Origin of the sequence: Massilia sp. KIM (assembly GCF_002007115.1) — a bacterium.
In the GTDB taxonomy this organism is placed as follows: domain Bacteria; phylum Pseudomonadota; class Gammaproteobacteria; order Burkholderiales; family Burkholderiaceae_D; genus Telluria.
Map to the genome: position 1 here is coordinate 2,755,759 of NZ_MVAD01000001.1, position 26,663 is coordinate 2,782,421.

Genomic DNA, 26,663 nt, shown 5'->3' on the forward strand with positions numbered 1-26,663 from the left:
CTTATTTCCCGAACAGCTGGAGGTGTTCCACGACCGGGCCGAGGGCCAGCGCGGGAACGTAGTTGAGGACGCCGACCAGCACCACGACGGCGCCGAGCAGGCCGATGAACATCGGGCCGTGGGTTGGCATGGTGCCGGCGGTGACGGCCAGGCGCTGGCGGCGCGCCAGCGAGCCGGCGATCGCCAGCACCGGCACGATCACGGCGAAACGGCCAAACCACATCGCCACCGCCAGCAGGCTGTTGTAGAAGGGCGTGTTGGCGGACAGGCCGGCGAAGGCGCTGCCGTTGTTGTTGGCGGCCGAGGTGAGCGCGTACAGGATCTCGGAGAAGCCGTGCGCGCCCGGGTTGGCGACGCCGGCCTTCCCAAGGTCCACGCCGACCGCGAGCGCGGTGCCGGCCAGCACCAGGCAGGGCGTGACCAGGATCACCAGGGCGGCCATCTTCATCTCGTACGCCTGGATCTTCTTGCCCAGGTATTCGGGGGTGCGGCCGATCATCAGGCCTGCGATGAAAACGGCCAGGATCGCGAACACCAGCATGCCGTACAGGCCCGAGCCGACGCCGCCGAAGATCACTTCGCCGAACTGCATCATCACCAGCGGCGCCATGCCGCCCAGGGGCATGAACGAATCGTGCATGGCGTTGACCGCGCCGCAGGAGGCGGCGGTGGTGACCACCGCGAACAGCGAGGATGCGGCGATGCCGAAGCGGGTCTCCTTGCCCTCCATGTTGCCGCTTGAAGCGTCCATGCCCAGGGCTACCAGCTGCGGATTGGCCTGCTGCTCTGCCGCGTAGGTGAGCAGGCAGGCGGCGACGAAGATGATGGTCATGGTGGCCAGCACCGCCCAGCCCTGGCGGATGTCGCCCACCATGCGCCCGAAGGTGAAGCAGAGCGCCGCCGGGATCAGGAAGATCGCAATCATCTGGGCGAAGTTCGTCAGCGCATTCGGGTTCTCGAAGGGGTGGGCCGAGTTGGCGTTGAAGTAGCCGCCGCCGTTCGTGCCCAGCATCTTGATCGCCTCCTGCGAGGCCACGGGACCCATCGGAATCGCCTGGGTGACGGCCGTGCCCTGGGCGTGCACGACCGGCTCCAGCAACTGGGCCTGGACCTGGCCGGAGAAATTCTGGATCACACCCTGCCCCGCCAGGAACACGGCCAGCAGCAGCGACAGCGGCAGCAGCACGTAGAGGGTGGATCGCACCAGGTCGGTCCAGAAGTTACCGACCGACTCGCTGGAACGGGCCGCGAAGCCGCGAATCAGGGCGAAGGCGACCGCGATGCCGGTGGCGGCAGAGAAGAAGTTCTGGCAGGCCAGGCCCAGCATCTGGGTCAGGATGCTCATGGTCTGCTCGCCGCTGTAGCCCTGCCAGTTGGTGTTGGCGACGAAGCTGACCGCGGTGTTGAAGGAGGAGTCGGGGCTGACGTTGGCCATGCCGTCCGGGTTCAGCGGCAGCCAGGCTTGGACCCGCTGCAGCAGGTAGACGAAGACCGCGCCGAGCGCGTTGAAGACGATCAGGGCCAGGGCGTAGCCCTTCCAGGTCTGGTCGGCGCTGGCGGCGGGGCCGGCGCAGCGCATCAGCACGCGCTCGATGGCGCCGAGCCAGCGCAGGCCGGAGATGTGACCCGGTTTGAGGCCGCTGCCGGCCACGTGGGCCATCAGGGCGCCGAGCGGCCAGGCCAGCGCCAGCAGGACCGCCAGGAAGGCGGCCAGCAGCAGGAGGAATTCGGCACTCATCACAGCTCCTCCGCCTTGAACAGGGCCACCAGCAGGTAGACCAGGAGGGCGGCGGCGCTCAGGCCGCCGACGAGGTAGGCAAGATTCATGATGTCCCCTTGACGCGCGCGCAGCCGACGGCCAGCAGCCAGGTCAGCAGCACGAACACGAGGAGAGCGCCGAGGAAGATGATGTCCATGGACGTTCGCTTTCAGCGTGGTTGTTGTTGGGTGGAGCGTAAGGGGGCCGCGCGAAACGGGGCGTAAAAAGCCGGCGGCGCCCTGTAAACGCGGTGTAAACGGGGTGTAGGCGCGCTCGCCTCAGAAGCTGCGGCTCAGCGTGAGCTGGAGGGCGTCGCGTCCGAGGTACTTGCCGTTGGCGGGCGAGGCGTAGGCGGCGCGGCCGGCGTTGGTGCCGACATAGGCCAGGGCCACGCTGGCCAGCGCATACTGGCGCGTCAGGCCGATCTTCCAGTCGCTGTAGTCGGCGGCGGGGTTGCCGCGCACGCGCTGGCGGCCCGCATGTACTTGCAGGCCCAGGCTGTCGGACAGTGCGAAGTTCGCGCCGAGGTCGAGGTAGCCGCTGTCCTCGCTGTCGACGAAACCGAACAGGTTGGTGGTGGCCTGCGAATACTTGAGGTAGGCCGGCCCCATGCCCAGCTGGACATAGAGCTCGGTGGTGTGGGCGCTGGCGAAGCCGCGCACCTGTCCCAGGCCGTTGTCCGGGTACAGGTAGCGCAGCACGCCCAGGTCATAGCTGACGGAACCCGGCAGTTCGCCGCGCTTGCCGGCGTCGAGGTCGAGTTCGATGTCGCCGTCGCCGCCGGCGTCGCGCGTCCAGCTGATGGTCGAGGCCCAGGCCCCCGCGTACAGGCCGGTGGGGGTGTGGGTGACATCCACTCCGCCCTGCAGCGCGGGGCGCAAGCGGGTCTGGGAGATGCCCCGGTAGCGGTAGTCGCTGGTGAGGGCGGCGTTGAAGGAAAGGGTGGTGGCTGGCGCGGGAGCGTCGGCCGGGGTTTCGGCTTGCGCCTGGGCGGGGCCGGCCAATGCGAGGCCGGCGAACAGCGCCTGGATCGGTGCTTTCATGGAATCCTGCTTCTTGTTGTTGAGGCAGGACCAGCTTAGCGACCGGGGCGTAAAAGTCGGGTAGAAAGGCGGGCGCGGCGCATATACGCGGTGTATATGCCGTCCTTACGCCGCGCCTGGGTCAGTCCGTCGCGATCAGCGCGCGGGCTGCTTCTGCAGCCACTCCATGTACTTGGCCACGCCGCCCGCCACGTCGGTGAACTCCTCATGGTAGCCGGCGGCGCGCAAGGCCGAGATGTCGGCCTGGGTGAAGCTCTGGTACTTGCCCTTGAGCTTGTCCGGGAAAGGCAGGTATTCCAGCAGGCCCTTGGCGATGATCTCGTCCAGGCTCCAGGCCGGATTGCCCTTGTTGGCCAGCGCGTTGACGGTGGCCACCGCCAGGTCGTTGAAGGGCTGGGCGCGGCCGGTGCCGAGGTTGAAGATGCCGCGCTGGTCGGGGTGATCGAGGAAGAACAGGTTCACCTTGACCACGTCGTCCACGAAGATGAAGTCGCGCATCTGGGTGCCAGCCTCGTAGCCGTCGTTGGCGCCGAAGAGCTTGACCTTGCCCTCTTTCTGGAACTGGTGGAACTGGTGGAAAGGCACCGAGGCCATGGTGCCCTTGTGGCCTTCGAGCGGACCGTAGACGTTGAAGTAGCGCAGACCGACCACCTGGTGGCCGGTGTCCTTGCCGCGCGAACGGCCATGCCAGTGGCGGCGCACGTACTGGTCGAACAGGAATTTCGAATAGCCGTAGACGTTCAGCGGGCGCTCGTGCTCGCGCTCTTCCCTGAACACCGTGCCGCCGCCGTACACCGCCGCCGACGAGGCGTAGATGAAGGGGATGTTCTGGCGCTGGCAGAACTCGAACAGCTCGATCGTGTACTCGTAGTTGTTCTTCATCATGTAGCGCCCGTCCATCTCCATGGTGTTGGAGCAGGCGCCCTGGTGCAGGACGGCCGTGAACTTGCGGTCGAACTGGCCGGCCTTCAGGCGGGTGATGAAGTCTTCCTTGTCGAGGTAGTCGGCCAGCTCGGCGTCGACGATGTTGTGGAACTTCTCGGGGCGCGACATATTGTCGACCGCGAAAACGGAAAACGGCTGGCGCTGCGACAGCGCGTGCACCAGGTTCGCGCCGATGAAGCCTGCTGCGCCTGTGACCAGAATCATGGTTGTCCTCTTCGTGTATTCGTTGCGCCGCGCCTCAAGCCGCGGCAAGCATGGGTTGCAAGGGCTGCCACACGGCCTCGGGCAGGATCTGCTTCATGCAGTTCTGGTGCCCCAGCGGGCATTCGCGCTGCTGGCAGGGCGAGCATTCGATGTGCAGCCACAGCACCTTGGCCAGCTCGGACAGCGGCGGCGTGTGGCGCGGGTCGGTGGGGCCGTAGATCGCCACCACCGGACGGCCCAGCGCCGCGCCGATGTGCATCAGGCCGGAGTCGTTGGTGACCACGGCTGCCGCGCGCGAGATCAGGGCGATGGCCTCGGACAGCGAGGTGGTGCCGGCCAGGTTGTGGGCCTCGGGCACGATGGCCGTGATCTCTTCGCACACCGCGCGGTCCTTGGGAGAACCCATCAGCAGGATCTGCACGTCGGGCCGGTGGCTGCGGATGGTGCGCGCCAGCTCGGCGAAGTACGGGGCCGGCCAGCGCTTGGCCGGGCCGAATTCGGCGCCGGGGGCGAAGGCCACGTAGGGGCCGGGCGGCAGCGCCAGGCGCTCCGCCGCCGCCTTGACCTGCGCCGCGTCGACCGCCATCACGGGCTCGGGCAGCTTGTCCGGGCGCGGCAGGTGGCGCACCGGCTCGTCGGCCAGGGCCGCGTAGAACTGGGCCATCGGGCGCGGCGCGGCCTTGTCGTCGTGGTGCATGACGTTCACCAGGCCGTAGCGCATCTCGCCCTTGTAGCCGACCCGCTTCGGGATCCCGGCCAGCCAGGGGATCAGCGCGAACTTGAGCGTGTTGGGCAGCACGTAGGAGTCGGCGTAGCCGCGCGCCTTGAGCATCTGCGCGAACTGGCGGCGCTCCTTGAGCTGCAGCGCGCCGTGCTTGAAGGGCGCCTCGATGACCGTGTCGACCTCGCGCATGGCCTTCCAGACCGGCGCCACCCAGCCAGGGGCCAGGACGTCGATCGGGCGTTCCGGATGGCGTTCCTTGAGCCGGCGCAGCAAAGGCTGCGCCATGACGGCGTCGCCGATCCAGTTCGGGGAAATCACAAGCGTGCGCAACATGATCGTTCTCGTTCAGCGGGGCGGACCGCCCCTGGGTTCGTAACGCGCGATTATATCAATCAACGGCGACCGGCTCGCCGTCCCACTCGTCCAGCCGCCAGCCGTCCGGGCCGGCCTGCAGGCGGTGGGTCAGCCCGATCCGGTCGAGGAACACCCGGTCGTGGGACACCACCGCCAGCGCGCCCTGGAAGCCGTTCAGCATCGCTTCCAGCGCCGCCAGCGACGGCAGGTCCAGGTGGTTGCCCGGCTCGTCGAGCAGCAGCAGTTGCGGCGGCTCCTCCGCGTACAGCGCGCAGGCCAAAGCCGCCTTCAGGCGCTCGCCGCCGCTGAGCTGCCCGGTCGGACGCTGGACCGTGGCCGCGTCCAGCCCGAGCTGGACCAGCCAGGTGCGCAGCATGTCCTGCCCCACGCTGCGGTTCAGCGCCAGCAACTGGTCGAGCGTGGAGCGGGCCGGGTCGAGCGTGGCGAACTGCTGGTCGAGCCAGGCGACCCGCGCCGGCAGGCTGCGCTCGCCCGCCAGCGGCGCCAGTTCGCCGGCCAGCACTTTCAGCAGGGTCGACTTGCCGCAGCCATTGGGGCCGAGGATGCCGACCCGCTGCCGCCCGCCCAGGTGGAGGCTGATGCGCGCGTGGGGCGCGCGGGCATAGGGCAGCAGCACGTCTTCCAGCGCCGCCACCCGCCGCCCGGCCGGCGCGGACGCCTGGGCGGCGTGGATGCGCACCGCCGCGTCCTCGCGTACCCGGCCCGCTGCCTCGACGACCTGGCGCTGCTGTTCCTCGCGCGCCGCCTCGTGCTGCTGGCGCAGGCGCCCGCTGCTGCCTTCGCTGCGTTCCTTGCGCCCGCCCAGCAGGATGGCGGCCTGGTTGGCCTGCTTGCCCTCGCGCCGGCCCTGGGCCTGGCGTTTGTCCTGGCGCTCGCGCTGCTCGCGGCGCGCCTGCTCGTCGCGCCGTAAGGCCAGGCGCGCCTCCTCCAACTGGCGCGCGGCGCTGTCCTGCTCGACCCGCCGCGCCTCCTCATAGAAGGCGAAGTCGCCGCCGTAGCTGCGCAGGCCCTGGGGCGACAGCTCGAGGATGCGTTCCATGACGCCCAGCAGTTCGCGGTCGTGGCTGATCACCAGCATGCCCTTGCGCCAGGCCAGCAGCCAATCGATCAGCGCATGGCGGGCGGCGCGGTCGAGATGATTGCTCGGCTCGTCCAGGATCAGGTAGCCGGGGTCGAGCAGCGCGGCGCCGGCCAGGGCCACACGCATCGCCTGGCCGCCGCTGAGCGAGGATGCCGGGGTGTCCGGCGCGAGGCCGGGCAGGCCGAGGCGCGCCAGTTCCTGCGCCAGCCGCTGGGGAAGGTCCCAGTGCTCGCCCACGGCGTCGAAGTCGGCCGGATCCGTGCTGCCGGCCTCGATGCGCGCCAGCGCGTCCAGCACCGGCCCGACGCCGGCCAGGGCGGCGACGTTGACGGCATCGCCCTGCCCCGCATGCTGGGCCAGGTAGAACACCGGGGCCTGGCGCAGGCAGCGGCCGGAAGTTGGGGCCAGTTCGCCCGCCAGCACGCGCGCCAATACGCTCTTGCCGGCGCCATTACGGCCGACCAGGCCGCTGCGGCGGGTGTCGAACTGCTCGCTGAGATCGGAAAACAGGACCCGCCCGTCGGGCAGGATGAAGGACGCGCGTTCGAGCGCGAGGATGGTGGTCGTCATGGATGCTCCAGGAATGCCGGCGAACTTCCCTGCCAGGGCGGGAAGGCGAAGATCGGGGCCGTCGGGGGACGGCGGCATCAATGGCGCATCGGACTGTACCTCCAAAAACGAATCGTTCGCATTCTAGCGCAAAGCGCCCGGGGTCTGTCTAGCCCGCCGCGAGATGGACAGATTGTCCACCCGCGCGCACGCCCGTGTGACCGACGGTATAATTTTTCGCATGGCCAGATTGCGCAAACGACAAGCATTCACCGGATGGATCGCCCTGCTGGCCTTCCTGTTCGGGCTCGTCCTGCCCACGGTCACCCAGGCCGCCGGCATGTCCGGCCAGCGCGTCCTGACTACCGACATATGCAGCGCCACGGGCACCAAGCAGATAGTGACCGTGATCGACGCCGGCATGCCCGACGCCGACAGGCTGATGCAAGGCATGGCCCACTGCGACCTGTGCTGCTCCCACCACCATCCGCCGCTGGCCCCGCCCGCGCATGCGGTCCTTCTGCTCCCGGGCGAACTCGCGCGCGGCGACTATCCACCGCTGTTCTACCGGGCGCCGGCCACCCAGTTCGCCTGGTCTCCGCTCCAGTCGCGCGGACCGCCCGCTTCCGCTTCCTGATCTTGTGCTCTCCGTGAGGTCCGCCTGCGCGACCTCACGCCCTCGAACGACCGTGTCCGGGCGCCATCGCACTGTGCTCGGCCACGCGAACAGGAACCACCATGACCAAGCATCCCTTTACCGCAGGCCGCGCCGCGCTGGCGCCGGCCCTGCTACTCGCCTGCGCCTGCGCCCAGGCCCAGGACGATATTCCCACCGTCGAAGTCACCGGCCAGGCCCCGCGCGCCGCCGGCTGGCTCGATCTCGACACCGCCTCGGACGCCGGCAGCCGGCTCGGCCTCACGCCGCGCGAGACGCCGGCCAGCGTCACGGTGGTCGACCGCGCCCTCATCGAGCTGCGCGGCGCCCAGGACACGCAGGAGATCCTGCGCGCCATTCCCGGCGTGACCGCCCACAACGCGCCGGGCAGCATCGGGGTCAGCTACCGCGGCTTCGGCAGCGGCTCGGTGAGCCAGCTGTTCAACGGCATCAACGTGCAGTACGCGATCGCCGCCCGCCCCGTCGACAGCTGGATCGTCGACCGGGTCGAAGCCATCGGCGGCCCGTCGAGCTTCCTGTACGGCGCCGGCGCCGTGGGCGGCTCTATCAACGTCGTCACCAAGCTGGCCGAGGCGCGCGAGTTCTCGGAAGCGCGCCTGCGCCTCGGCACGCAAGACCTGGCCGAGACCTCGGTCGGGCTGAACCGGCGCGTGGACGACGGCCATTACGCGCGCATCGACCTCAATCACAAGAACACCGGCGGCTGGACCGACGGGACGCATACGCGCGCCACCCAGCTCGCGGCCTCGCTGCGCTCCAGCCTGGGGCGCGGACTGGCGCACACCCTGGCCTACGAATTCCAGCAGGAAGACGTCGACCGCCCCTACTGGGGCACGCCGCTGCTCAACCCGGCGGCGGGCAGGCTGCGCATCGACGAGCGCACCCGCTTCAAGAACTACAACAGCGCAGACGGCGTGTACGACCAGCGCATCCACTGGCTGCGCTCGATCACGGAATGGCGGGCGGGCGAGGCCCTGCGCCTGACCAACACCTTCTATCTTTACGACGCGCTGCGCGACTACCGCAACGTCGAGACCTACCGCTTCAACCCGGCCAACACGGCGGTGGTCCGCTCGGCGGCGCTCCTGCAGCGCCACGACCAGCGGCTGGTGGGCAACCGCATCGACGCGGTGTACCGTGGCAGCCTTGCCGGGCGCCGCAGCGACTGGGCCTTCGGCCTGGACCTGAGCCGCAACCGGCAGACGCGCTTCCCGAACAGCCTGTCGAACACGGTCAGCACCGTGGACCCATACAGCTTCCTCACCGAGCGCTTCTTCGACATTGCGGGCATGCGCCCGGGCTTCCGGCCGGACCGCGACAACAAGGTGCTCACCGCCGCCGTCTACCTCGAGAACCGCAGCGCCCTGCTGCCGGCACTGAATCTGGTGACGGCCCTGCGCCGCGAGCGCATCGAACTGGACCTGACCAACCGGCGCGAGGTGACCAGCACCAACCCGGCGGGCTTCGAGCGCCGCTACCATCCGACCACCGGCCGCATCGGCCTGGCCTGGGACCTGGCGCCGGGCGCGATGGCGTATGTTCAATACGCTACGGCGGCCGATCCGCCCTCGGGCGTACTGTCCACGGCCTCCTTCGCCGACGTGCGCAACAACAGCGAGCTGACCGAAGGCCGGCAGACCGAGATCGGCGCCAAGTTCGACTTCTGGAACGGCAGGGGCACTGCCACCGTGGCCGCCTACGACATCACGCGCCGGAACATCGCCAGCCAGGATCCGGACAACAGCCTGCTGACGGTGCTGGTCGGCGAGCAGTCGGCGCGCGGGGTCGAACTGTCGGCCGGCGTGCAACCGCTATGGGGGCTGCGGGGGCTGGCCATCCAGGGCAGCCTCGCCTGGGTCGACGCCCGGTACGAGAACTACCGCCAGGGCGGCGTCTCCCTGGCCGGCAAGACGCCCAACAATACGCCGGAGCACGTGGCCAACCTGTGGGTCTCGTACGAGCCGGTCCACGGCCTCAGGCTGGACGCCGGCCTGCGCCGCGTCGGCAAGGTGTACGCGGACGCCGGCAATACGCTCAGCTGGCCGGGCTATACCCTGCTCGACCTCGGCCTGCGCTACCAGATCGACAAGCGCCTTGCGCTGGTCGGCCGGGTGCGCAACCTGCAGGACAGGATCTACGCCGCCAACCTGAGCAGCGGCATGGCCTACCTGGGCGCGCCGCGCACGGCGGACCTGGCGCTGCACTACGCCTACTGACGCAGGCTGAAGCGCCGGCAGCGCCGTCCGCCGCGCAACCACGCACGGGCTGGGGCAAGCGGCCCTGCGCGGCCTCGAGCGCGTCTTCCAGCCGGTCGTCGCCCCAGAACATCTCGCCGCCCGCGAAGAAGGTCGGCGCGCCGAAGATGCCGAGGCGGCGGGCCTCCTCGGTCTGGGCGCGCAGCGCCGCCTTGGCCGCATCCTCTCCGGCCGCGCGGATGATGGCGGCGGGATCGGCCACCAGGCCGTCGAGGGCCGCCAGCGCGGCCTCCGGGGACGCGATCTCCTGGTCCTGCACATAGTTGCGCGCGGTGATGCGGCGGCAAAACTCGCCGACCCAGGGCTCCCCGGCGGCGAGCAGTGCGATCCTGCTTCCGAGCACCGAGCTGCGCGGGAACTCGCTCGGGCGGCGGAAGGCCAGCCCATAGCGGGCGGCGCGGCGCTCGACGTCGCGCCAGGCGTAGGCGCCCTTTTCCTTCTGCTGGACGAAAGGCGCTTCCTTCCAGCCCAGCTCCTTGAAGATCGGGCCGAGCAGGAAGGGCTTCCAGTGCACGCGGACGCCGGCGCCGCGCGCCGCCTCCTCGATGCGCATGAGCGTGAGATAGCTGTAATTGCTGCCGAACTCGAACCAGAAGTCCAGCACCTGCTCCGGGGATGTCGTCATGGCCGCCTTCATCGGAAGTTGGTGGAGCCTCAGTATACGTCCAGGCGCGGCCGCGCATCGTAGGCGGCGAACAGCTCGACCGCCCAGTCGACGAAGACGCGCGCCTTGCCGTTCAGGTGGCGGTTGGGCGGGTACATCACGTACATCGGGAAGCGCGGCTGCGACCAGTCGGGCAGCACGGGCACCAGCTCGCCGCTGTCCAGATGGCGCTGAAGGGCGAAGCGGAAGTTCTGGCCTATGCCCAGCCCGGCGATCAGGGCGCCGGCATGGGCCGTGCTCTCGTTGACCGCCCAGTGGCCGGCGGTGTCCACTTCCACCTCCTCGCCCTCGCGCTGGAACAGCATCGGGAAGGACCGGCCGCTGAGCGAGGAAAAGTAAGCCACCAGCCGGTGGCCGCTTTCCAGCTCGCGCGGGTGGCGCGGCAGGCCATGCTGCGCTACGTAGCTGCGGTGGGCGCACACCACCATCTCCAGCTCGCACAGCTTGCGCGCGATGAGCGAGGTCTCCGCCAGCTCGCCGCCCCGGATCACGCAGTCGATGCCCTCGCCCACCATGTCGGCCTGGCGGTCGCTCACGCCCAGGTAGAGATCGATGTCAGGATAGCGCGCGCGGAAGTCCGGCAAGGCCGGGACCAGGATCAGGTTGGCCAGCACCGAGCCGACGTCCACCCGCAGCCGCCCCTTGGGCTGGGCGCGCGAGCGGCCCGCCTCGGCGTCCATGTCCTCCAGCTCGGCCACCAGGCGCAGCGCCCTTTCGTAGTATTGCGCGCCCTCGGGCGTGACGGTCGTGCGGCGCGTGGTGCGGTGGATCAGGCGCGTGCCGAGATGCTCCTCCAGATCCTGGATCAGCTTGCTGGCCGTGGAACGCGGCAGGTTGAGCTGATCGGCGGCCTTGGAGAAGTTGCCGGCTTCGGCGATGCGCAGGAAGGTGCGGAGGGCAAGGAGCTGGTCCATGAGGGCCGATTATGCATTGCTGTGGATGGTATTTCCATGATAACCGGATTTATCCGCGCTCATGGAATATCTACACTCCTCCCATCAACCAACTCAAGGAGGACATCATGAGCAAACTGAACGGCAAAATCGCACTCGTCACCGGCGGCTCGACCGGCATCGGCCTGGCCACCGCCCAGCTCTTCGCCAAGGAAGGCGCGCGCGTCTTCATCACCGGCCGCCGCCGGGCCGAGCTGGACGCCGCCGTGGCCGCCATCGGCCCCAACGCCACCGCGATCCAGGCCGACTCCACCCGCCAGGAAGACCTCGAGCGCGTGGTGGCCACCATCCGCGACGCCGCCGGGCGCCTCGACGTGCTGTTCACGAACGCCGGCGGCGGCGACATGCAGCCGCTGGGCCAGATCACCGCCCGCCACGTGGACGAGGCCTTCGAGCGCAACGTCAAGGGCGTGCTGTTCACCGTGCAGTCGGCCCTGCCCCTGCTGTCGCAGGGCGCCTCGATCGTGCTGACCGGCTCGGTCACCGGCTCCACCGGCACCGCGGCCTTCAGCGTCTACAGCGCCACCAAGGCGGCGGTGCGCAACTTCGCGCGCAGCTGGATCCTGGACCTGAAAGAGCGCCGCATCCGCGTCAACGTGGTGAGCCCTGGCCCGGTGCGCACGCCGGGGCTGGTGGAACTGGCGGGGGACGATCCGGCGGCGCAGCAAGGCCTGCTGGACGCGCTGGCCAGCCAGGTGCCGCTCGGCCGCGTGGCCGAGCCGGAGGAGATCGCGAAGGCGGTGCTGTTCCTGGCGTCGAGCGACGCCAGCTACGTCAACGGCGCCGAGCTGTTCGTCGACGGCGGCATGGCGCAGGTGTGAGGCAGCGGATGGGCTTCAGCCCATCAGGTAGTGGTCGGCCAGCAGGGCCGCGAACAGCAGCGCGAGGTAGAGCACCGACCACTTGAAGGCCTTGCGCGCCACCAGGTCGCTGTAGCGGCGGTGCACCAGCCAGCCGTGGCGCAGGAACACGCCGTTCAGCAGCGCGGCCGCCAGCAGGTAGAGCGGCCCGCTCATCCCCACCACCCAGGGCAGCGCCGTGCCGGCCGCCAGCGCGATGCTGTAGTACCAGACCATGCGGCCGGTGTAGGCCATCCCGTGCGTCACCGGCAGCATCGGCAGGCCGGAACGCGCGTAGTCCTCGCGGCGGTACATCGCCAGCGCCCAGAAATGCGGCGGCGTCCACAGGAAGATGATCATCACCAGCAGCCAGGCCTGGTGCGGCACCTCGCCCGCCACCGCCGCCCAGCCCAGGGCCGGCGGCATGGCGCCGGCCAGGCCGCCGATGACGATGTTCTGCGAGGTGTTTGGCTTGAGCAGGATGGTGTAGATGAAGGCGTAGCCGACGAAGGTCGCCAGGGTCAGCCACATGGTGAGCGGATTGACCATCCAGTACAGCGCCGCCATGCCGGCGCCGCCGATCAGGCTCGAGAACACGATGGTCTGGGCCGCGCTCAATTCGCCGCGCGCGGTGGCGCGGCGCGCGGTGCGCGCCATGCGGGCGTCTACCTTGGCCTCGATCAGGCAGTTGACGGCGAAGGCGGCGCCGGCCAGCAGCCAGATGCCGCCCGCGCTCCAGAACAGCAGGCCCCAGCCGGGGAAGCCGTCGGTGGCCAGCAGGCTGCCGATCACGGCGCAGAATACGGTGAGCAGGGTGACGCGCGGCTTGGTGAGGGTCCAGTACTGGGACAGACGGCTAGCCTGCGAGGGCTGGCACGCGGACGCGGGCGCCTGGTCCCCCAGGGCGATTTCGAGGTTCGACATGGTAATCCGTGGAATGGTTCGCGGCATCCCGGAGGCTGTGCCTGGGACCGGAAGACGTGCTGGTCGGTCGCGAGCGGGAGCGCGCCGCGCGCGGTCACTCAGGCAGACGAGCGGCGGCAAAATCCGAATGCTACTGGAATTCTCCCGTTTTAGCGCTTGGGCAAATCGTCCCAGTTGATGGACAGGCAAGAACGTCCCGGTTTCGACCCGCCCTTGCCTATCGTGCCACACACCTTTTGACCCGCTTCCCTGTACGATGCGGAACAATTGATGCATCAAAGCATGCATCGTCGGGCAACTTCGCCCAAACAAGCAATATAAGTGTCACTTTTCCTGACCCGCGTAAAGGCGCTGGCCAGGTGGCACACTTTTGCAATAATTGATTATTGCTCAATATTGTTTAATGTATGATGGGCTTGAACGTTGTCGTAGTTTTACCTTCCGGCCCTCTGCATAAGGAATAGCGCATGACTACCAAGACACGGCGGTTCAGCAAGTTCGAGATGGAGAAACGTGACGACCCATCCCTCGAAGAGCTCGCAGCCATGCGCGACGAGCTGGAACAACGCATCGAATTGCTGCTCGCCGACGGCGGCAGCGGGTCCGACCTCCTCACCCTGGCCATGCGCGCCGGCGCCCTCAGCGCGGGCAAGCGCATGCGCCCCCTGCTCCTGATGCTGGTCGCGCGCGACCTCGGCTGCAATTCCCAGGCCGTGATCGATGTCGCCTGCGCGGTCGAGCTGGTACATGCGGCCTCGCTCATGCTCGACGACCTGCCCTGCATGGACGACGCCAAGCTACGCCGCGGCAAGCCCGCCATCCACGTGCAGTTCGGCGAAGACGTGACCATCCTGGCCGCGATCGGCCTGCTCAGCCGCGCCTTCGGCGTGATCGCTTCGCATCCCGACATTGCGCCCCTCACGCGTGCACGGCTGGTCAGCAAGCTGTCCGAGACGGTCGGCGCCCAGGGCCTGGTGCGCGGCCAGTTCATGGACCTGCATGGCAGCGCGCGCACGGCCGCCGACATCGCCGCCACCAATGAGCTCAAGACCGGCGTGCTGCTCGGCGTCGCGGTCGACATGGCCGCCATCCTGGCCCAGACCGACGACAACGTATGCGCCGCCCTGCGCGCCTTCGCCTTCGCCGCCGGCCAGGCCTTCCAGATCCGCGACGATTTCCAGGACGGCCCCGGCGCCGACAGTGCGCTGACCGGTAAGGACACCGGCAAGGACGTGGGCAAATCGACTTTCGTCAATACCCTCGGCCAGGACGAGGCCCAGCGCCGACTGGCTGCCCACCTGTCCGACGCCGACCGTTTCCTGGCCGACGCCATGGGCGGCAAGCAGCGCACGCGCCGCTTCGTGCGCAGCCTGTTCTCGCAAGGGATGCCGGCCTTCGGCATGTCCGGCGTTCGCAGCTTCGCCGAGGGCGCGGCACGCGACGCACACGTCACTTGACGCCATGGCGCACTTTGCCGTCGTAACACCCGCGTTCTACAGCCACTTCAACGCGATGTCCGCGCTCGCGGTCGAGCTGATCGACCGCGGCCATCGCGTCACCTTCATCCACCGCCCGGATGCGGCGATGTGGGTGGCGGACGCGCGCATCGGCTTCTACGCGGTGGGCGCCGATACCCACCCGCCCGGCTCGGTGCACGCGGCGCTGCGCCGCGCCGCCAACCCGGGCAGCCCGCTCGGCCTGCGGCGCGTGATCGCCGACATGGCCGACACCACCGACATGCTGTGCCGCACCCTGCCGGCCGCCTTCGAGGCCCTCGGGATCGACGCCGTGCTGGCCGACCAGATGGAAGCCGCCGCCGGCATGGTGGCCGAGGCGCTCGGCATTCCCTTCGTGTCGGTGGCCTGCGCGCTGCCGGTCAACCGCGAGCCGGGCATTCCGCTGCCGGTGATGCCCTTCGAGTACGGCGACAGCCCGCGCCATCTCAAGATGTACGAGGGCTCGACCCGCGTCTACGACTGGATGATGGGGCCGCACCGCCAGGCGGTCGCGCGCCACGCGCACCGCCTCGGGCTGGGCGAACGCGACAACCTGCACCACTTCCTGTCGCCGCTGGCCCAGGTCAGCCAGAGCACCTCAGGCTTCGACTTCCCGCGCCGCGAGTTGCCCGCCCATTTCCACCACGTGGGCCCGCTGCGCTTCACCCGGCGCGCCGCCAGCGCCAAGGACCACGACTACTTCGTCCCCGAGGTCGCCGACGACCGGCCCTTCATCTTCACCTCGCTGGGCAGCATGCAGGGCTCGCGCTTCTCCCTGTTCCGCCGCATCGTGCGCGCCTGCCGCCCGCTCGGCGCCCAGCTGCTGGTCGCCCATTGCGGCGGCCTGAATGCGGCGCAGGAAGACGCCCTGCGACGCGAAGGCGCGACCTGGGTATGCGCCTTCGCCAAGCAGGACGTGGTGCTGGCGCGCGCCGACGCCGTGGTCTCGCACGCGGGCGTGAACACGGTGATGGACGCGATCGCCACGCGCACGCCCATGCTGGTGCTGCCGATCGCCTTCGACCACCCGGGCGCGGCGGCGCGCGTGCTGCATGCCGGGATCGGCCTGCGCGCCTCGGCGCGCTTTTCCAGCCCCGCGACCATCCGCAAGCACGTGCGCACCCTGCTCGACGACCCGTCCTTCGCGCGCCGCATGGAGCCGCTGGCCGAGAACCTGCTGCACGCCGGCGGCACCCCGCGCGCGGCGGACATCGTCGAAGCGGCGCTGCGCCTGACCCGCGAACCGGACGACGTGGCCTGCCTTGGATAAACCGGACGACCTGCTGGATGCCGACCTGATCCTGGTTGGCGGCGGCCTGGCCAATGGCCTGATCGCCTGGCGCCTGCTGAGCCAGCGCCCGGCCCTGCGCCTGCTGCTGCTCGAGCAGGACGCGCGCATCGGCGGCAACCACACCTGGTCTTTCCATGACGGCGACCTGGACGCCGCCCAGCGCCAGTGGATCGCCCCGCTGGTGTCGAAGCGCTGGCCGCGCTATGACGTGATCTTCCCGCAGCACGCTCGCACGCTCGACAGCGGCTACGCCAGCGTGAGCTCCGAGGATTTCGCGCGCGTGATCGCGCCCGCGCTCGGCGCGGCGCTGCGCCTGGACGCCCGCATCGACACGCTCAGCCCCACCAGCGTGCGCCTTGCCGACGGCCAGACCCTGCGCGCCCGCGCCGTGATCGACGGCCGCGGCATGCGCCCCAGCAGCCGCCTGGCGCTCGGCTACCAGACCTTCCTCGGCCAGGAAGTGCGCCTGGCGCGGCCGCACGGCCTGTCGGCCCCGATCATCATGGACGCCAGCGTGGCCCAGCAGGGCGGCTACCGCTTCGTCTACGTGCTGCCCTTCGGGCCGCAGCAGTTGCTGATCGAGGACACCCATTACGTGGACACCCAGGCCTGGGAGCCGGAACGCCTGCGCGCCAACATCGCGGCCTATGCGCAGGCGCGCGGCTGGGAGATCGTCGAACTGCTGCGCGAGGAAAGGGGCTCGCTCCCCATCGTGCTGGCCGGCGACTTCGACGACTACTGGAGCGACCTCCAGGGCCAGCCCTGCGCCGGCCTGCGCGCAGGTCTGTTCCACTCGACCACCGGCTACTCGCTGCCGCATGCGGTGCGCCTGGCCGAGCGCATCGCCACCCTGCCGGAACTCGACGCGCCGCGCCTGTTCGAGGCGATCCACGCGGAGGCGCGCAGCGAATGGCGGCGCCAGCGCTTCTTCCGCATGCTCAACCGCATGCTGTTCCTGGCCGGCAGCCCGGACCACCGCTGGCGCGTGATGCAGCGCTTCTACCGCCTGCCCGCGTCCTTGATCGCCCATTTCTATGCCGGCCGCCTGAGTTTGGGCGACAAGGCGCGCATCCTGTCCGGCAAGCCGCCGGTGCCGGTGCTGCAGGCCCTGTCGGCCGTATGCAAGATCCACCCTCGTCAGATCAGGAAACACGAATGAACGCCATGAAGAAAGCAGTCGTCGTGGGCGCCGGTTTCGGCGGCCTCGCGCTGGCCATCCGCCTGCAGGCCCAGGGCGTGCAGACCACCCTGCTGGAAAAACGCGACAAGCCGGGCGGACGCGCCTACGTCTATGAAGACCAGGGCTTCGTCTTCGACGCCGGCCCCACGGTCATCACCGATCCCTCGGCCATCGAGGAGCTGTTCACCCTGGCCGGCAAGAAGATGAGCGACTACGTCGAGATGCTCGAGGTCTCGCCCTTCTATCGCCTGTGCTGGGAAGACGGCAGCCACTTCGACTACGCCAACGACCAGGAAGCGCTGGACCGCCAGATCCACGCCCGCAATCCGGCCGACGTGGCCGGCTACCACCGCTTCCTCGCCTATTCGAAGGCGGTGTTCGAGGAAGGCTATATCAAACTCGGCGCCGTGCCCTTCCTGTCCTTCCGCGACATGGTGGCGGCCGGCCCGCAACTGGCGCGCCTGCAGGCCTGGCGCAGCGTCTACGGCATCGTCTCGCGCTTCATCCAGGACGAGCACCTGCGCCAGGCCTTTTCCTTCCATTCGCTGCTGGTGGGCGGCAATCCCTTCGCCACCTCCTCGATCTACACCCTGATCCACGCCCTGGAACGCCGCTGGGGCGTGTGGTTCCCGCGCGGCGGCACTGGCGCCCTGGTGCGCGGCCTGGTGCGCCTGTTCGAGGACCTCGGCGGACGCGTCGAGCTCAACGCGCCGGTGGCGCGTATCGAGACCAGCGGGTCGCGCGTGAGCGGCGTGCGGGTGGCGGACGGCCGCCTGTTCGAGGCTGACGCGGTGGCCTCGAACGCCGACGTGGTGCACACCTACGGCGACCTGCTCGGCCAGCACCGGCGCGGCCAGTCCGAGGCGAACGCCCTGCGCAAGAAGCGCTTCAGCAATTCGCTGTTCGTGCTGTACTTCGGGCTCGACCACCATCACAGCCAGCTCCAGCACCACACGGTGTGCTTCGGGCCGCGCTACCGCGAGCTGATCAAGGACATCTTCCAGGGCGACGCCCTGGCGGAGGACTTCTCGCTCTACCTGCACGCGCCCTGCGTCACCGATGCCTCGCTGGCGCCGCCCGGCTGCGGCAGCCACTACGTGCTGGCGCCCGTGCCCCACCTGGGCAATGCGCCAATCGACTGGGAGGTCGAAGGCCCGCTGTACCGCGACCGCATCTTCGACTACCTCGAGCAGCGTTACATGCCGGGCCTGCGCAGCCAGCTCGTTACCAGTCGCATCTTCACCCCGCTCGACTTCCGCGACCAGCTCAACGCCCACCTGGGCTCGGCCTTCTCGCTGGAGCCGATCCTGACCCAGAGCGCCTGGTTCCGCCCGCACAACCGCGACGCAGAGCTGTCCAACCTCTACCTGGTGGGCGCCGGCACCCATCCCGGCGCGGGCGTGCCGGGCGTGATCGGCTCGGCCAAGGCCACCGCCGGCCTGATGCTCGAGGGCGTCCATGCCGGGGTGGCGGCATGAGCGAGGCCCTGCTCGACCACGCCACCCAGACCATCGAGGTCGGGTCCAAGAGCTTCGCCGCGGCGGCCAGGCTGTTCTCGCCCGAGGTGCGGCGCAGCGTGCTGATGCTGTACGCCTGGTGCCGCCACTGCGACGACGTGGTGGACGGCCAGGAGCTCGGCTTCAACGCGGCGCCGTCGGCTCCGCACGATGCGCGCGCCAAGCTCGAGGAGCTGGTCGACCTGACGCGCCGTGCTTATGCCGGCGAGCGCATGCGCGACCCGGCCTTCGCCGCCTTCCAGGAAGTGGCCCTGGGCCACGCGATGCCGCCACGCTTCGCCTTCGACCACCTGGCCGGCTTCGCGATGGACGTCGAGGGCGCGCGCTACGAGACCATCCACGACACCCTGCGCTACTGCTACCACGTGGCCGGCGTGGTCGGCCTGATGATGGCCACCATCATGGGCGCCAGGGACGCGGCGGTGCTGGACCGCGCCTGCGACCTGGGCCTGGCTTTCCAGCTCACCAACATCGCGCGCGACATCGTGGAGGACGCCGCCATCGGGCGCTGCTACCTGCCGGCCGAATGGCTGCGCGAGGCCGGGATCCCGCCCGACGAAGTGGCCCATCTGCGCCACCGCGAAACGCTGGCCCGGGTGGCCGCTCGGCTGGTCGATTACGCGGAGCCGTATTACGACTCGGCCGGGGTCGGCATCGCCGCCCTGCCCTTGCGTTCGGCCTGGGCGATCGCCACCGCGCGCAACGTCTACCGGCAGATCGGGATCGAAGTGAAGCGGCGCGGCGCGCGCGCCTGGGACGAGCGCTGCGGCACCTCGAAGGCGACCAAGCTGTGGCTGCTGGGGAAAGGCGGCGTGAGCGCGCTCACTTCGCGTCTGGGGACGATGCCGGAACGTCCTGGCGCCCTGTGGCAGCGGCCTGGCGGTGCTCCCGGAACGAACCCTGGTGGCGCGCTTGCAGCTGACGCTTGAGTTCCTCGACGGGCGGCGCGTACAGGAAGCCGAAGGACACCGCGCCGTCCTTGCCCTCGACCGCGTGGTGCATGCGGTGGGCCTGGTACAGGCGCTTGAGGTAGCCGCTCTTCGGCACGTAGCGGAAGGGCCAGCGGCGGTGCACCAGGCCGTCGTGGGCGACGAAGTAGAGGAAACCATAGGCCGTCATCCCGGCGCCTATCCATTCGAGCGGATGGGCGCCGCGGGTGCCGAACCAGATCAGGGCGATGGCGACGGCGGCGAAGACCACGGCGTACAGGTCGTTCTTCTCGAACCAGCCGCGACGCGGTTCGTGGTGCGAGCGGTGCCATCCCCAGCCGAAGCCGTGCATGATGTACTTGTGCGCGACGATGGAAAACACTTCCATCATCACGACGGTCAGGACGACGATCAGGGCGTTCTGCAGCATGGCTGGGTGGTCGAATCGGCAAGCATTAGGATGCCACAGCCTACCATATCCGCCTGCAGCGCACGGCGCGCCGGCACAGCTGGCAGGATTTCTTACTCACAACAAAACCGGTTCATCAGCAAAGGATTCGCCATGATTCGCTTCCCTCTCCTCCCTCTTCTCGCCGGCCTGCTGCTCGCCGCAGGCGCTTCGGCGGCCACGGTCGAAGTGCGCGTGACCAAGGTCGGCCCGAAGGGCAAAGTGAACGTCGCGGTGTGCGACAAGGAGCGCTTCCTCAAGCAGTGCCTCTACCACGCCTCGGTGCCGGCGAAGGCCGGCGAAACCGTGGTGAGCATCCCCGACGTGCCGGCCGGCACCTGGGCGGTTCTGGCTTACCAGGACGAGAACGAGAACGGCCAACTGGACCGCAACGTGATCGGCATCCCGAAGGAGAACTACGGTTTCAGCCGCGACGCCAAGAGCATGTTCGGGCCGCCGAAGTTCGAGGCGGCGGCGATCCAGGTCGGCGAAGGGACGGTGAAGGCGGAGGTCGCCCTCCATTGAGTAAGGAGAACGGCACAGTCCCCATAGGCCAACGGTATTCGGATCAAGGATGGCGCTGGGCCACATTGGGCCCCTGCGCTTGTTGGGGGCTGAGCTGATCCTGCGATCGCCCATGCATCCTCAGGCGCTTCCAGGGCTGGTTCGTCGTCTTGACGCAAGCGCCCAATGACTGCCAAAACCGCTTATTACCTCCCTTCGTCGCGCCCTGCTCCGAACCGAGAACGTCCGGAGCCGCGGACCGGATGCGCAAGCCGGCGTAAGTTTCAGGCGGCGGTCAGGAAGGGCAAGGCGCGCGCCAGCAAGGCCTCCGGCGCCTCTTCTGGCACGTAGTGGCCGCAGGCCAGCGCTTCGCCCTCGACCTGGTCGGCCACGCGCCGCCATTCTTCGAGCGGCCGGAAGCAGCGGTGCACCACGCCCTCGGCGCCCCATAGCACCAGGAGCGGCATGGCCAGGCGGCGGCCAGCGTCGCGGTCGGCGCGGTCGTGTTCGAGGTCTATGCCGGCCGCGGCGCGGTAATCCTCGCAGATGCCGTGGGCGGCGCCGGGCAGGCCCAGGCAGCGCTGGTACTCCGCCAGCGCGCGCGGATCGAAAGGCGCAAGGCCGCTGCTGCGCCGGCCCATCACGTCGGTGACGTAGGCGCGCGGGTCGGCCTCGATCAGGCGCTCGGGCAGCGGCGCTGGCTGAATCAGGAAGAACCAGTGCCAGTAGGCGCGGGCGAAGGCTTCGCCGGTCTGTTCGTACATGGCCAGGGTGGGCGCGATATCTAGCAGCACCATGCGCGCGACTGCCTGCGGATGGTCGGCCGCGAGCCGGTGCGCGACACGGGCGCCGCGGTCGTGGGCCATCACCTTGAAGCGCTCGAAGCCGAAGCTGCGCATCACGGCCAGCATGTCGGCGGCCATGCTGCGCTTGCTGTAGTTGGCGTGATCAGGCTCGCCCTGGGGCTTGGACGAGTCGCCGTAGCCGCGCAGGTCGCAGGCCACCACCGTGAAGCGCTGCGCCAGCGTGGGCGCGACCTTGTGCCAGATGGCGTGGGTCTGCGGATGACCGTGCAGCAGCAGGAGCGGCTCACCGGCGCCGCCGATGGTGGCGCGGATGGTCAGGCCGGGTTCGACCTCGACGTCGTGGGTGCGGAAGTGGGGGAAGAGTTCGGTCATGCCGCTCATCTTACTTGAGGGGCCAGAGGTCGTCGATCTCGAAGGCGTCGGAGCGGGCGCTGGTCAGGACGCTGCTGAAGGGCGAGATGTCGCGGCTGCCGCAGCGCGAATTCGACATCAGGACGCCGAAGTTGCCCAGCCCGTCCGTCGCCGGACTGCGGCGCGGGCTGGCGCGCTCGCGCACCTGGGCAGGGGCCTGGTCGGCGAGCGGCGCGCCTTCCAGCTTTTCCAGACGCGCGGTGAGCAGGGCCACGGTGTCGCGCAGCTCGGCCAGCTCGCGGTCCTTGTCGCGCAGGGCCTGCTCCTGCTGCGCGTGCAGCTTGCGCATGTGGCGCTCGGCCTCGAGGTGCAACTGCTCGGCCAGTTGGGCGATCAGGTCTTGCAGCGCGCGCTCGGTGTCGGCGCGCTGCAGGCCGGCGCCGGCGCCCTCGCCTTCCAGCTCCTTGAGGTATTTGTGGATGGTCGACTTGGAGCCGGTGTCACCGAGGGCGCGGCGCACCGCGTCGGCCGAGGGATAGGCGCCCTCCGCCAGCAGGCGGTCGCGCACTACCCTCACCTGCGACTTGGTCAATCCGCTACGCGCCATCTTTACGTCCTCTCGTTTGCATCTTCAGGAGCTGGCCTGACTCACCAGCCCGCGGTTGTGATCACGGTTGAGTTTCGGGTGCACCACCGGAATTGTCAACATCGTGCTGGCGGCCGCCATCAGGAGCAGCGCGGTGAAGGTCTCGCTGGTGATGATGCCCTTGTCGAGCAGGATGTTGGCGAAGATGATCTCGATAAGGCCCTTGGTCTGCAGCAGCCAGCCGATGACCGAGGCTTCGCCGCGCTTCCAGTTGAGCAGCTTGCCCGCGATGTGGGCGCCGGCGAGCTTGCCGCCCACGGAGGCGAACAGCAGCAGGCCGGCGACCACGAACACCGCATAGCCGCCCAGGTCCCACTTGGTGCGCAGGCCGGTGCTGAGGAAGAAAACCGGCATCAGGACCAGCAGGACGTTGCGGAACAGCGTATCCAGGTGTTCCTGCTCGAACCAGTCGGCATCCATCACCACGCCGGCGAGGAAGGCGCCGACCATGAAGTGCAGGCCGGCCCAGTCGGCGCCGAGGGCGCAGACGATCAGCCAGATCAGGGCTGCGTACCAGCGGTCGCGCTGCTCCAGACGCGGCATGAGGCGGCGGTACAGGAAGGTGGCGGCGCCGAAGGCGAGCATGAAGCCGAGCTGGCGGCCGACGCGCTCCCAGTCGAGCATGATCAGGGCCAGCACGGCCCAGATCGCGACGTCGTCCAGGCTGGCGTAGCGCAGGATGCGCTGGCCCATGGGCTGGCGCAGGATGTCGAGTTTTTCCATCAGGAGGACCAGCACCGGCAGCGCGGTGACGGCGCAGGCCATGCCGGTGCCCAACATGAACTGCCAGGTGGAGGCCTTGGGGCCGACCCAGCCGGGCATCGAGAGCAGCAGGAGCGCGGCGCCGCAGCCGAACAGCAGCGGCATGCCAAGCGAGAGGCCGGCGGTGGTGGCGCTTTCGCGGCGGTATTGCCAGACTTTTTTCAGGTCGAGTTCGATACCGGCGAGCATCACGAAGAGCATCACGCCCCAGGTGGAAATGCCGCTGAGGATCTTGACGACATCGGGGGTGAAGACCCAGGCGTGGTAATCGGGGAAGACGGCGCCGAGCACGCCCGGGCCGAGGACGATGCCCATGATGATTTGGACCACCGCCAACGGGGCAAAGTAATCGGTCTTGAACAGGCGCCAGACCAGATAGGGCGCGGTGAAGATCAGCAGCATTGCGATCAGGAAGATTTCTGTGGTGCTCATGGGTCCCCTTGTCGTTGTTGTGATTACGTAATTACGTAATTCGCGATGGTATAGAACAATTTGCAATTCGGGAAGTGGTTTGCGGGAAAATCTGGGATCGTTTCCAGGGTGAGAGGTCGACCGGGCTGTTCGGAGCGGCTCGACTGGCGGGAAACTACCGTACTCAGCCATTGTTTTGCCCTCGAGCTGACCCTCGTGGGGCCTCCGCTTCGCTATCCAGACGAATCCCGTGGCTCCCGGGACATCGCTTCCATGCGTCGCGCCGGCGATTACCTGGCAAGTAATCGCGGCACGATCCACGCCGCACCACAATGGCCTCACCGATTCATTCAACCCAAGGAGAGACGCCATGAACACCATCCAATCTTCGCGCCTGCTGAAGTTCGCTTTCGCCGCCGATGCGGTCGTCAGCGGAGCGGTCGCTGTTCTTCAACTGGCCTTGACGGATGCCTTGGCCGCCCTGCTGGGGCTGCCGCACATGCTGCTGCTGGAGAGTGGAATCTTCCTCGTCGGCTATGCAGCCTTGCTGGCGGTACTGGCGCGCAAGGACAGCCTGCCGCGCGCACTGGTGCTGTTCCTGGTGCTTGGCAACGTGGGATGGGCGCTTGGCTGCGGGCTGACGATTGCGCTGACGAGCCCCGGCGCGCTGGGCGTCGGGTTCGTACTGGTACAGGCGGTCACGGTGCTGGTTTTCGCCGGACTGCAGTTGGCCGGGCTGAAAGCGTCGGCGCCCGGTGCGGCGAGCGCCCATCCCCGGGTTGCATGAGAACAGGCGCTCCGGACGCATGCCGGAGCGCCTATTACGCCGATGGCGTGCAGCTCAGGCTTGCGGCTCGGCCCAGACCAGATTCCACAGGTGGCCGTCGATGTCTTCGAAGCCCTGGGTGTACATGCAGCCGTGATCCTCGGGCGGATGCGGCGTCCGTCCTCCCGCTGCGATCGCCTTGGCGATGAGGCCGTCGAGCTCTTCCTTGCTGTCGCATGTCAGGCACAGTATGACCTCGTTGCCCTCCTTCGCCGGGAGCAGCGGTTTGTCGATGAGGGATTGGAAGAAGGGCTCGGTCATCAGCATCGCATGGATGCTGTTTTCCACGATGACGAGCATGGCGGTATTCTCGCTGCCGTATTGAGCGTTGAAGCTGAATCCGAGCGCGGAAAAGAAAGCCTTGGACTTTTCCAGGTCCTTGACTGCCAGGTTAACGATGATCTGCCTGTTCATGGGGGCCTCGTCTGAAACGGTGGGTGGGAAACCGGTGCATCACCACCACGACGAATAGGATTCCATGAATTCGACAGCTATCGATTCGCTTTGCTAGACAGGGTCTTTGACGACACGGTCGATGTAGCACCAGCCCCAGGTCTCGCCCGGCTCTTTCGAGCGGATTACCGGGTGGCCGGTCTCCTTGTAGTGACGCGTCGCGTGCTTGTTCTTCGACGAGTCGCAGCAGCCGACGTGGCCGCATGTGAGGCAGACGCGCAGGTGAACCCAGCTGTCGCCGATCTTGAGGCATTCTTCGCAGCCGGCCGTATTGCCCGGCTGGAGAACAAGGCCATCGAAATGCTCGCATCCTTGATTCATCGAGTCTCCTGAGCGCTCTTGCCGACGTGAGACCTTGATCTCACCATTGCGCTTCCGGCACCGCCAGCGACGGCATCCAATGAAGCGGAAGTAGTAGCGTTTTGTCCGATGCCAATTGTAGAACGGACGACCCTGGTTAATGCCCGAAATTACAATGACTCTGCCATGAGCGGGAGAATGGCTCCATCCGTAGTTCACGTCGATACCAGTCTGGCCTTCAACGATATTCTAGACATGAGCGGAAGACCCAAACCCAGCTACAAGTAGATCGCCCCTGCAGTAAAAACCTCTTGCCCTACTAACTAGCCTCGGGCAGGTTTTGTATGGGCGAGGCTCCATTGCTGTTCCAGTGCTGCGATTGACGGCCACTGCGCCAAATCCAGTGGAAGCATCAGAGAGGCCCCCGATAGACCTTGGTAAGTCGGGTCACTGACTTCGGGGCTTACCCACACCGTGCGAGTTCTCGGCTCTACCGCGATCAGCCCCAAGTCCCAGAGCGTATGCAGGTCTGCTCGTAAAAGCAGCCCATTAGTGATCGCGTTTGTCTCTGGACCCATATACGGTGTGATGTGAGCGGCCTCTAGTAGAGGGATGACCGAACAGCCAGTAATCGCACAGCGCCCGTCATAAGCGCCAATGAGTGCCTTCCTGAACTTCTGCTGACCTCGCCGCCGAACGACTTCTCGCAACACGCGTGCTCGTGCATCCTCTTGGCCCTTTGGGTCAAAAGGCCCACTTGACTCAGCTTCAATCTTTGCAACCTCCTTTTGGTGTGGCCCGTACTCATCTGGCTTCGCATCGCGGCTCGAATCAAGGGCTTGGAGATATTTTTGATAGTTGCTAAGCGCGGCGGCGTACATCCCGTTCCCGGTCTCATTTCGGTCCTTGAATTCAGGTGTTCGCCTTAATTGCTCGGACAGGGTGACAAACTCTGTCAGATCGGGGATCTCTGCAATTGGCTTCGTCGTAAGCCCATGAGCCAGAGCCCAATTAGTCAATCTTCCTTGAATCGCACCCGAATAACTATTGGCCGACTTCTCGGACAAACCGGCAGATCTCATCCACTCGACAAAGTCCATCTTGCCCCTTCAAAAAGATATTGAACAGGCAAGATAGCATCGTTTTCAATAGCGAACATCAAATCTATAGCGCAAATGCAAAGGGCCGCTCGAAAGCGGCCCTTATAAATGCTTGGCGGAGAGAGGGGGATTCGAACCCCCGATAGGCTATGAACCTATACACGCTTTCCAGGCGTGCGACTTAAACCACTCATCCATCTCTCCTGATGGTGTTCGCAGGCTTCCTACGAAGCCCCCTATTATAGCAAGGATTTCCAGCTCTACAAGGGTGTCCGCCTACCCTCATGCAACAGGATCAGCTTGCCAGCGTCGGCGCCAGGGGCGCAGCACGTGGCGGACGGGGTTCACCTGCGTGCCGACCTCCACCTCCCCGATGAGTCCACGCCGCTTCAAGTGCCTCAGCGCCACCTGCACCGCCGACTTCGACAAGCCGGTCTTGATGGCAATCGTCTGCAGGCTGGCCGGCACCTGATCGCGGCCGAGCGCCTGTGCGCTGTGCAGGAGATACAGATAGACGACGAAGGCCGCCGGCCGCCGGTCATGGCCGACCAGATCGGGCATCAGCACGTCGAACACATAGGCGTCCATCTCGGACTGGCGGGTAGTCATGAATACTATAGTTTTTAAAGTCACCCAGTGAGCGATGGTGCCA

The 26,663-nt window shown here is 67.7% G+C and carries 26 protein-coding genes, 1 tRNA gene and 1 pseudogene; 10 read left to right on the top strand and 18 right to left on the bottom strand.

Annotated elements, in window-relative coordinates:
- Window position 1: 1 nt before the first annotated feature.
- From kdpA to B0920_RS12010, 6 genes are all read right to left on the bottom strand, one after another.
- Window positions 2–1,738 (bottom strand): potassium-transporting ATPase subunit KdpA, encoded by a 1,737-nt coding sequence (gene kdpA / locus B0920_RS11985; protein ID WP_078032717.1) that lies wholly within the window; start codon window positions 1,736–1,738, stop codon window positions 2–4.
- The gene (locus B0920_RS11990) at window positions 1,738–1,827 is read right to left on the bottom strand and encodes a potassium-transporting ATPase subunit F (protein WP_078032718.1); all 90 of its coding nucleotides are present in this window, start codon (window positions 1,825–1,827) and stop codon (window positions 1,738–1,740) included. The genes kdpA and B0920_RS11990 overlap by 1 nt, the downstream gene beginning before the upstream one ends.
- 210 nt (window positions 1,828–2,037) lie before the next feature.
- Complete coding sequence (locus tag B0920_RS11995) at window positions 2,038–2,802, bottom strand: TorF family putative porin (RefSeq protein WP_078032719.1); 765 nt, start codon at window positions 2,800–2,802, stop codon at window positions 2,038–2,040.
- Between the two features lie 135 nt (window positions 2,803–2,937).
- Window positions 2,938–3,951 (bottom strand): ADP-glyceromanno-heptose 6-epimerase, encoded by a 1,014-nt coding sequence (gene rfaD, locus B0920_RS12000; RefSeq protein ID WP_078032720.1) that lies wholly within the window; start codon window positions 3,949–3,951, stop codon window positions 2,938–2,940.
- Between the two features lie 34 nt (window positions 3,952–3,985).
- Window positions 3,986–5,008 carry a lipopolysaccharide heptosyltransferase II gene (gene waaF / locus B0920_RS12005; RefSeq protein WP_078032721.1) on the bottom strand — a complete coding sequence of 341 codons (1,023 nt, stop codon included), beginning with the start codon at window positions 5,006–5,008 and terminating at the stop codon, window positions 3,986–3,988.
- 55 nt (window positions 5,009–5,063) lie between these two features.
- Window positions 5,064–6,701, bottom strand: a complete 1,638-nt coding sequence (locus tag B0920_RS12010; protein ID WP_078032722.1) for an ABC-F family ATP-binding cassette domain-containing protein — start codon at window positions 6,699–6,701, stop codon at window positions 5,064–5,066.
- 220 nt (window positions 6,702–6,921) lie between these two features.
- Here B0920_RS12010 and B0920_RS12015 point away from each other — a divergent pair, with 220 nt between their 5' ends.
- Together B0920_RS12015 and B0920_RS12020 are read left to right on the top strand one after the other, a co-directional pair.
- Window positions 6,922–7,317, top strand: coding sequence for a DUF2946 domain-containing protein (locus B0920_RS12015; protein ID WP_078032723.1), 396 nt, complete (start codon window positions 6,922–6,924; stop codon window positions 7,315–7,317).
- Window positions 7,318–7,418: 101 nt separating this feature from the next.
- Window positions 7,419–9,572: a TonB-dependent siderophore receptor gene (locus B0920_RS12020; protein ID WP_078032724.1), complete on the top strand. Its 2,154-nt coding sequence runs from the start codon at window positions 7,419–7,421 to the stop codon at window positions 9,570–9,572.
- An 85-nt stretch (window positions 9,573–9,657) separates the two neighbouring features.
- Here B0920_RS12020 and B0920_RS12025 read toward each other — a convergent pair.
- A pseudogene (locus tag B0920_RS12025) lies at window positions 9,658–10,248 on the bottom strand (2-hydroxychromene-2-carboxylate isomerase); the annotation flags it as partial.
- Between the two features lie 17 nt (window positions 10,249–10,265).
- Complete coding sequence (locus B0920_RS12030) at window positions 10,266–11,189, bottom strand: LysR family transcriptional regulator (RefSeq protein WP_078032725.1); 924 nt, start codon at window positions 11,187–11,189, stop codon at window positions 10,266–10,268.
- A 104-nt stretch (window positions 11,190–11,293) separates the two neighbouring features.
- Between B0920_RS12030 and B0920_RS12035 the strand changes: the two genes are divergently transcribed.
- Window positions 11,294–12,049 (top strand): SDR family NAD(P)-dependent oxidoreductase, encoded by a 756-nt coding sequence (locus B0920_RS12035; protein WP_143745781.1) that lies wholly within the window; start codon window positions 11,294–11,296, stop codon window positions 12,047–12,049.
- A gap of 15 nt (window positions 12,050–12,064) precedes the next feature.
- Here B0920_RS12035 and cyoE read toward each other — a convergent pair whose 3' ends face one another.
- Window positions 12,065–12,991, bottom strand: a complete 927-nt coding sequence (cyoE, locus tag B0920_RS12040; RefSeq protein WP_078032727.1) for a heme o synthase — start codon at window positions 12,989–12,991, stop codon at window positions 12,065–12,067.
- A 467-nt stretch (window positions 12,992–13,458) separates the two neighbouring features.
- Here cyoE and B0920_RS12045 point away from each other — a divergent pair, with 467 nt between their 5' ends.
- From B0920_RS12045 to crtB, 5 genes are read left to right on the top strand one after another with little or no spacing between them, the layout of a single operon-like run.
- Entirely contained in the window at window positions 13,459–14,448 is a 990-nt protein-coding gene (locus tag B0920_RS12045; RefSeq protein WP_078032728.1) for a polyprenyl synthetase family protein, read from the top strand.
- Window positions 14,449–14,452: 4 nt separating this feature from the next.
- Complete coding sequence (locus B0920_RS12050) at window positions 14,453–15,757, top strand: glycosyltransferase (RefSeq protein WP_078032729.1); 1,305 nt, start codon at window positions 14,453–14,455, stop codon at window positions 15,755–15,757.
- A complete protein-coding gene (crtY, locus tag B0920_RS12055; protein WP_218669355.1) occupies window positions 15,750–16,937 on the top strand; it encodes a lycopene beta-cyclase CrtY in 1,188 nt (395 codons plus the stop codon). Before B0920_RS12050 ends, crtY begins: the two co-directional genes overlap by 8 nt.
- Window positions 16,934–18,436 carry a phytoene desaturase gene (locus tag B0920_RS12060; RefSeq protein ID WP_218669356.1) on the top strand — a complete coding sequence of 501 codons (1,503 nt, stop codon included), beginning with the start codon at window positions 16,934–16,936 and terminating at the stop codon, window positions 18,434–18,436. The genes crtY and B0920_RS12060 overlap by 4 nt, the downstream gene beginning before the upstream one ends.
- The gene (gene crtB, locus B0920_RS12065; RefSeq protein WP_078032730.1) at window positions 18,433–19,404 is read left to right on the top strand and encodes a 15-cis-phytoene synthase CrtB; all 972 of its coding nucleotides are present in this window, start codon (window positions 18,433–18,435) and stop codon (window positions 19,402–19,404) included. The genes B0920_RS12060 and crtB overlap by 4 nt, the downstream gene beginning before the upstream one ends.
- Here the strand turns inward: crtB and B0920_RS12070 are convergent.
- Window positions 19,298–19,834, bottom strand: a complete 537-nt coding sequence (locus B0920_RS12070) for a sterol desaturase family protein (protein WP_078032731.1) — start codon at window positions 19,832–19,834, stop codon at window positions 19,298–19,300. The genes crtB and B0920_RS12070 overlap by 107 nt on opposite strands.
- Window positions 19,835–19,966: 132 nt before the next feature.
- On the opposite strand from B0920_RS12070, the gene B0920_RS12075 reads away from it, so the two are divergent.
- Complete coding sequence (locus B0920_RS12075; protein ID WP_078032732.1) at window positions 19,967–20,377, top strand: DUF2141 domain-containing protein; 411 nt, start codon at window positions 19,967–19,969, stop codon at window positions 20,375–20,377.
- A gap of 263 nt (window positions 20,378–20,640) precedes the next feature.
- Here B0920_RS12075 and B0920_RS12080 read toward each other — a convergent pair whose 3' ends face one another.
- The 3 genes from B0920_RS12080 to B0920_RS12090 are packed head-to-tail and all read right to left on the bottom strand — an operon-like array spanning window position 20,641 to window position 23,353.
- On the bottom strand, window positions 20,641–21,534 hold the full coding sequence (locus B0920_RS12080) for an alpha/beta fold hydrolase (RefSeq protein ID WP_078033395.1): 894 nt from the start codon (window positions 21,532–21,534) through the stop codon (window positions 20,641–20,643).
- 10 nt (window positions 21,535–21,544) lie between these two features.
- Complete coding sequence (locus B0920_RS12085) at window positions 21,545–22,120, bottom strand: DNA-binding protein (protein WP_078032733.1); 576 nt, start codon at window positions 22,118–22,120, stop codon at window positions 21,545–21,547.
- Window positions 22,121–22,144: 24 nt separating this feature from the next.
- Window positions 22,145–23,353 carry a cation:proton antiporter gene (locus tag B0920_RS12090; protein ID WP_078032734.1) on the bottom strand — a complete coding sequence of 403 codons (1,209 nt, stop codon included), beginning with the start codon at window positions 23,351–23,353 and terminating at the stop codon, window positions 22,145–22,147.
- A 349-nt stretch (window positions 23,354–23,702) separates the two neighbouring features.
- Between B0920_RS12090 and B0920_RS12095 the strand changes: the two genes are divergently transcribed.
- Window positions 23,703–24,119 (top strand): hypothetical protein, encoded by a 417-nt coding sequence (locus B0920_RS12095; protein ID WP_078032735.1) that lies wholly within the window; start codon window positions 23,703–23,705, stop codon window positions 24,117–24,119.
- A 54-nt stretch (window positions 24,120–24,173) separates the two neighbouring features.
- On the opposite strand, the gene B0920_RS12100 is transcribed toward B0920_RS12095, so the two are convergent.
- From B0920_RS12100 to B0920_RS12120, 5 genes are all read right to left on the bottom strand, one after another.
- Complete coding sequence (locus B0920_RS12100; protein WP_078032736.1) at window positions 24,174–24,572, bottom strand: VOC family protein; 399 nt, start codon at window positions 24,570–24,572, stop codon at window positions 24,174–24,176.
- A gap of 93 nt (window positions 24,573–24,665) precedes the next feature.
- Window positions 24,666–24,932, bottom strand: coding sequence for a UBP-type zinc finger domain-containing protein (locus tag B0920_RS12105; protein ID WP_078032737.1), 267 nt, complete (start codon window positions 24,930–24,932; stop codon window positions 24,666–24,668).
- A 302-nt stretch (window positions 24,933–25,234) separates the two neighbouring features.
- Window positions 25,235–26,011 (bottom strand): HNH endonuclease, encoded by a 777-nt coding sequence (locus B0920_RS12110; protein WP_078032738.1) that lies wholly within the window; start codon window positions 26,009–26,011, stop codon window positions 25,235–25,237.
- A gap of 113 nt (window positions 26,012–26,124) precedes the next feature.
- Window positions 26,125–26,215 (bottom strand) — tRNA-Ser (locus B0920_RS12115).
- A gap of 78 nt (window positions 26,216–26,293) precedes the next feature.
- On the bottom strand, window positions 26,294–26,620 hold the full coding sequence (locus tag B0920_RS12120) for a helix-turn-helix domain-containing protein (RefSeq protein ID WP_078032739.1): 327 nt from the start codon (window positions 26,618–26,620) through the stop codon (window positions 26,294–26,296).
- Window positions 26,621–26,663: the final 43 nt, after the last annotated feature.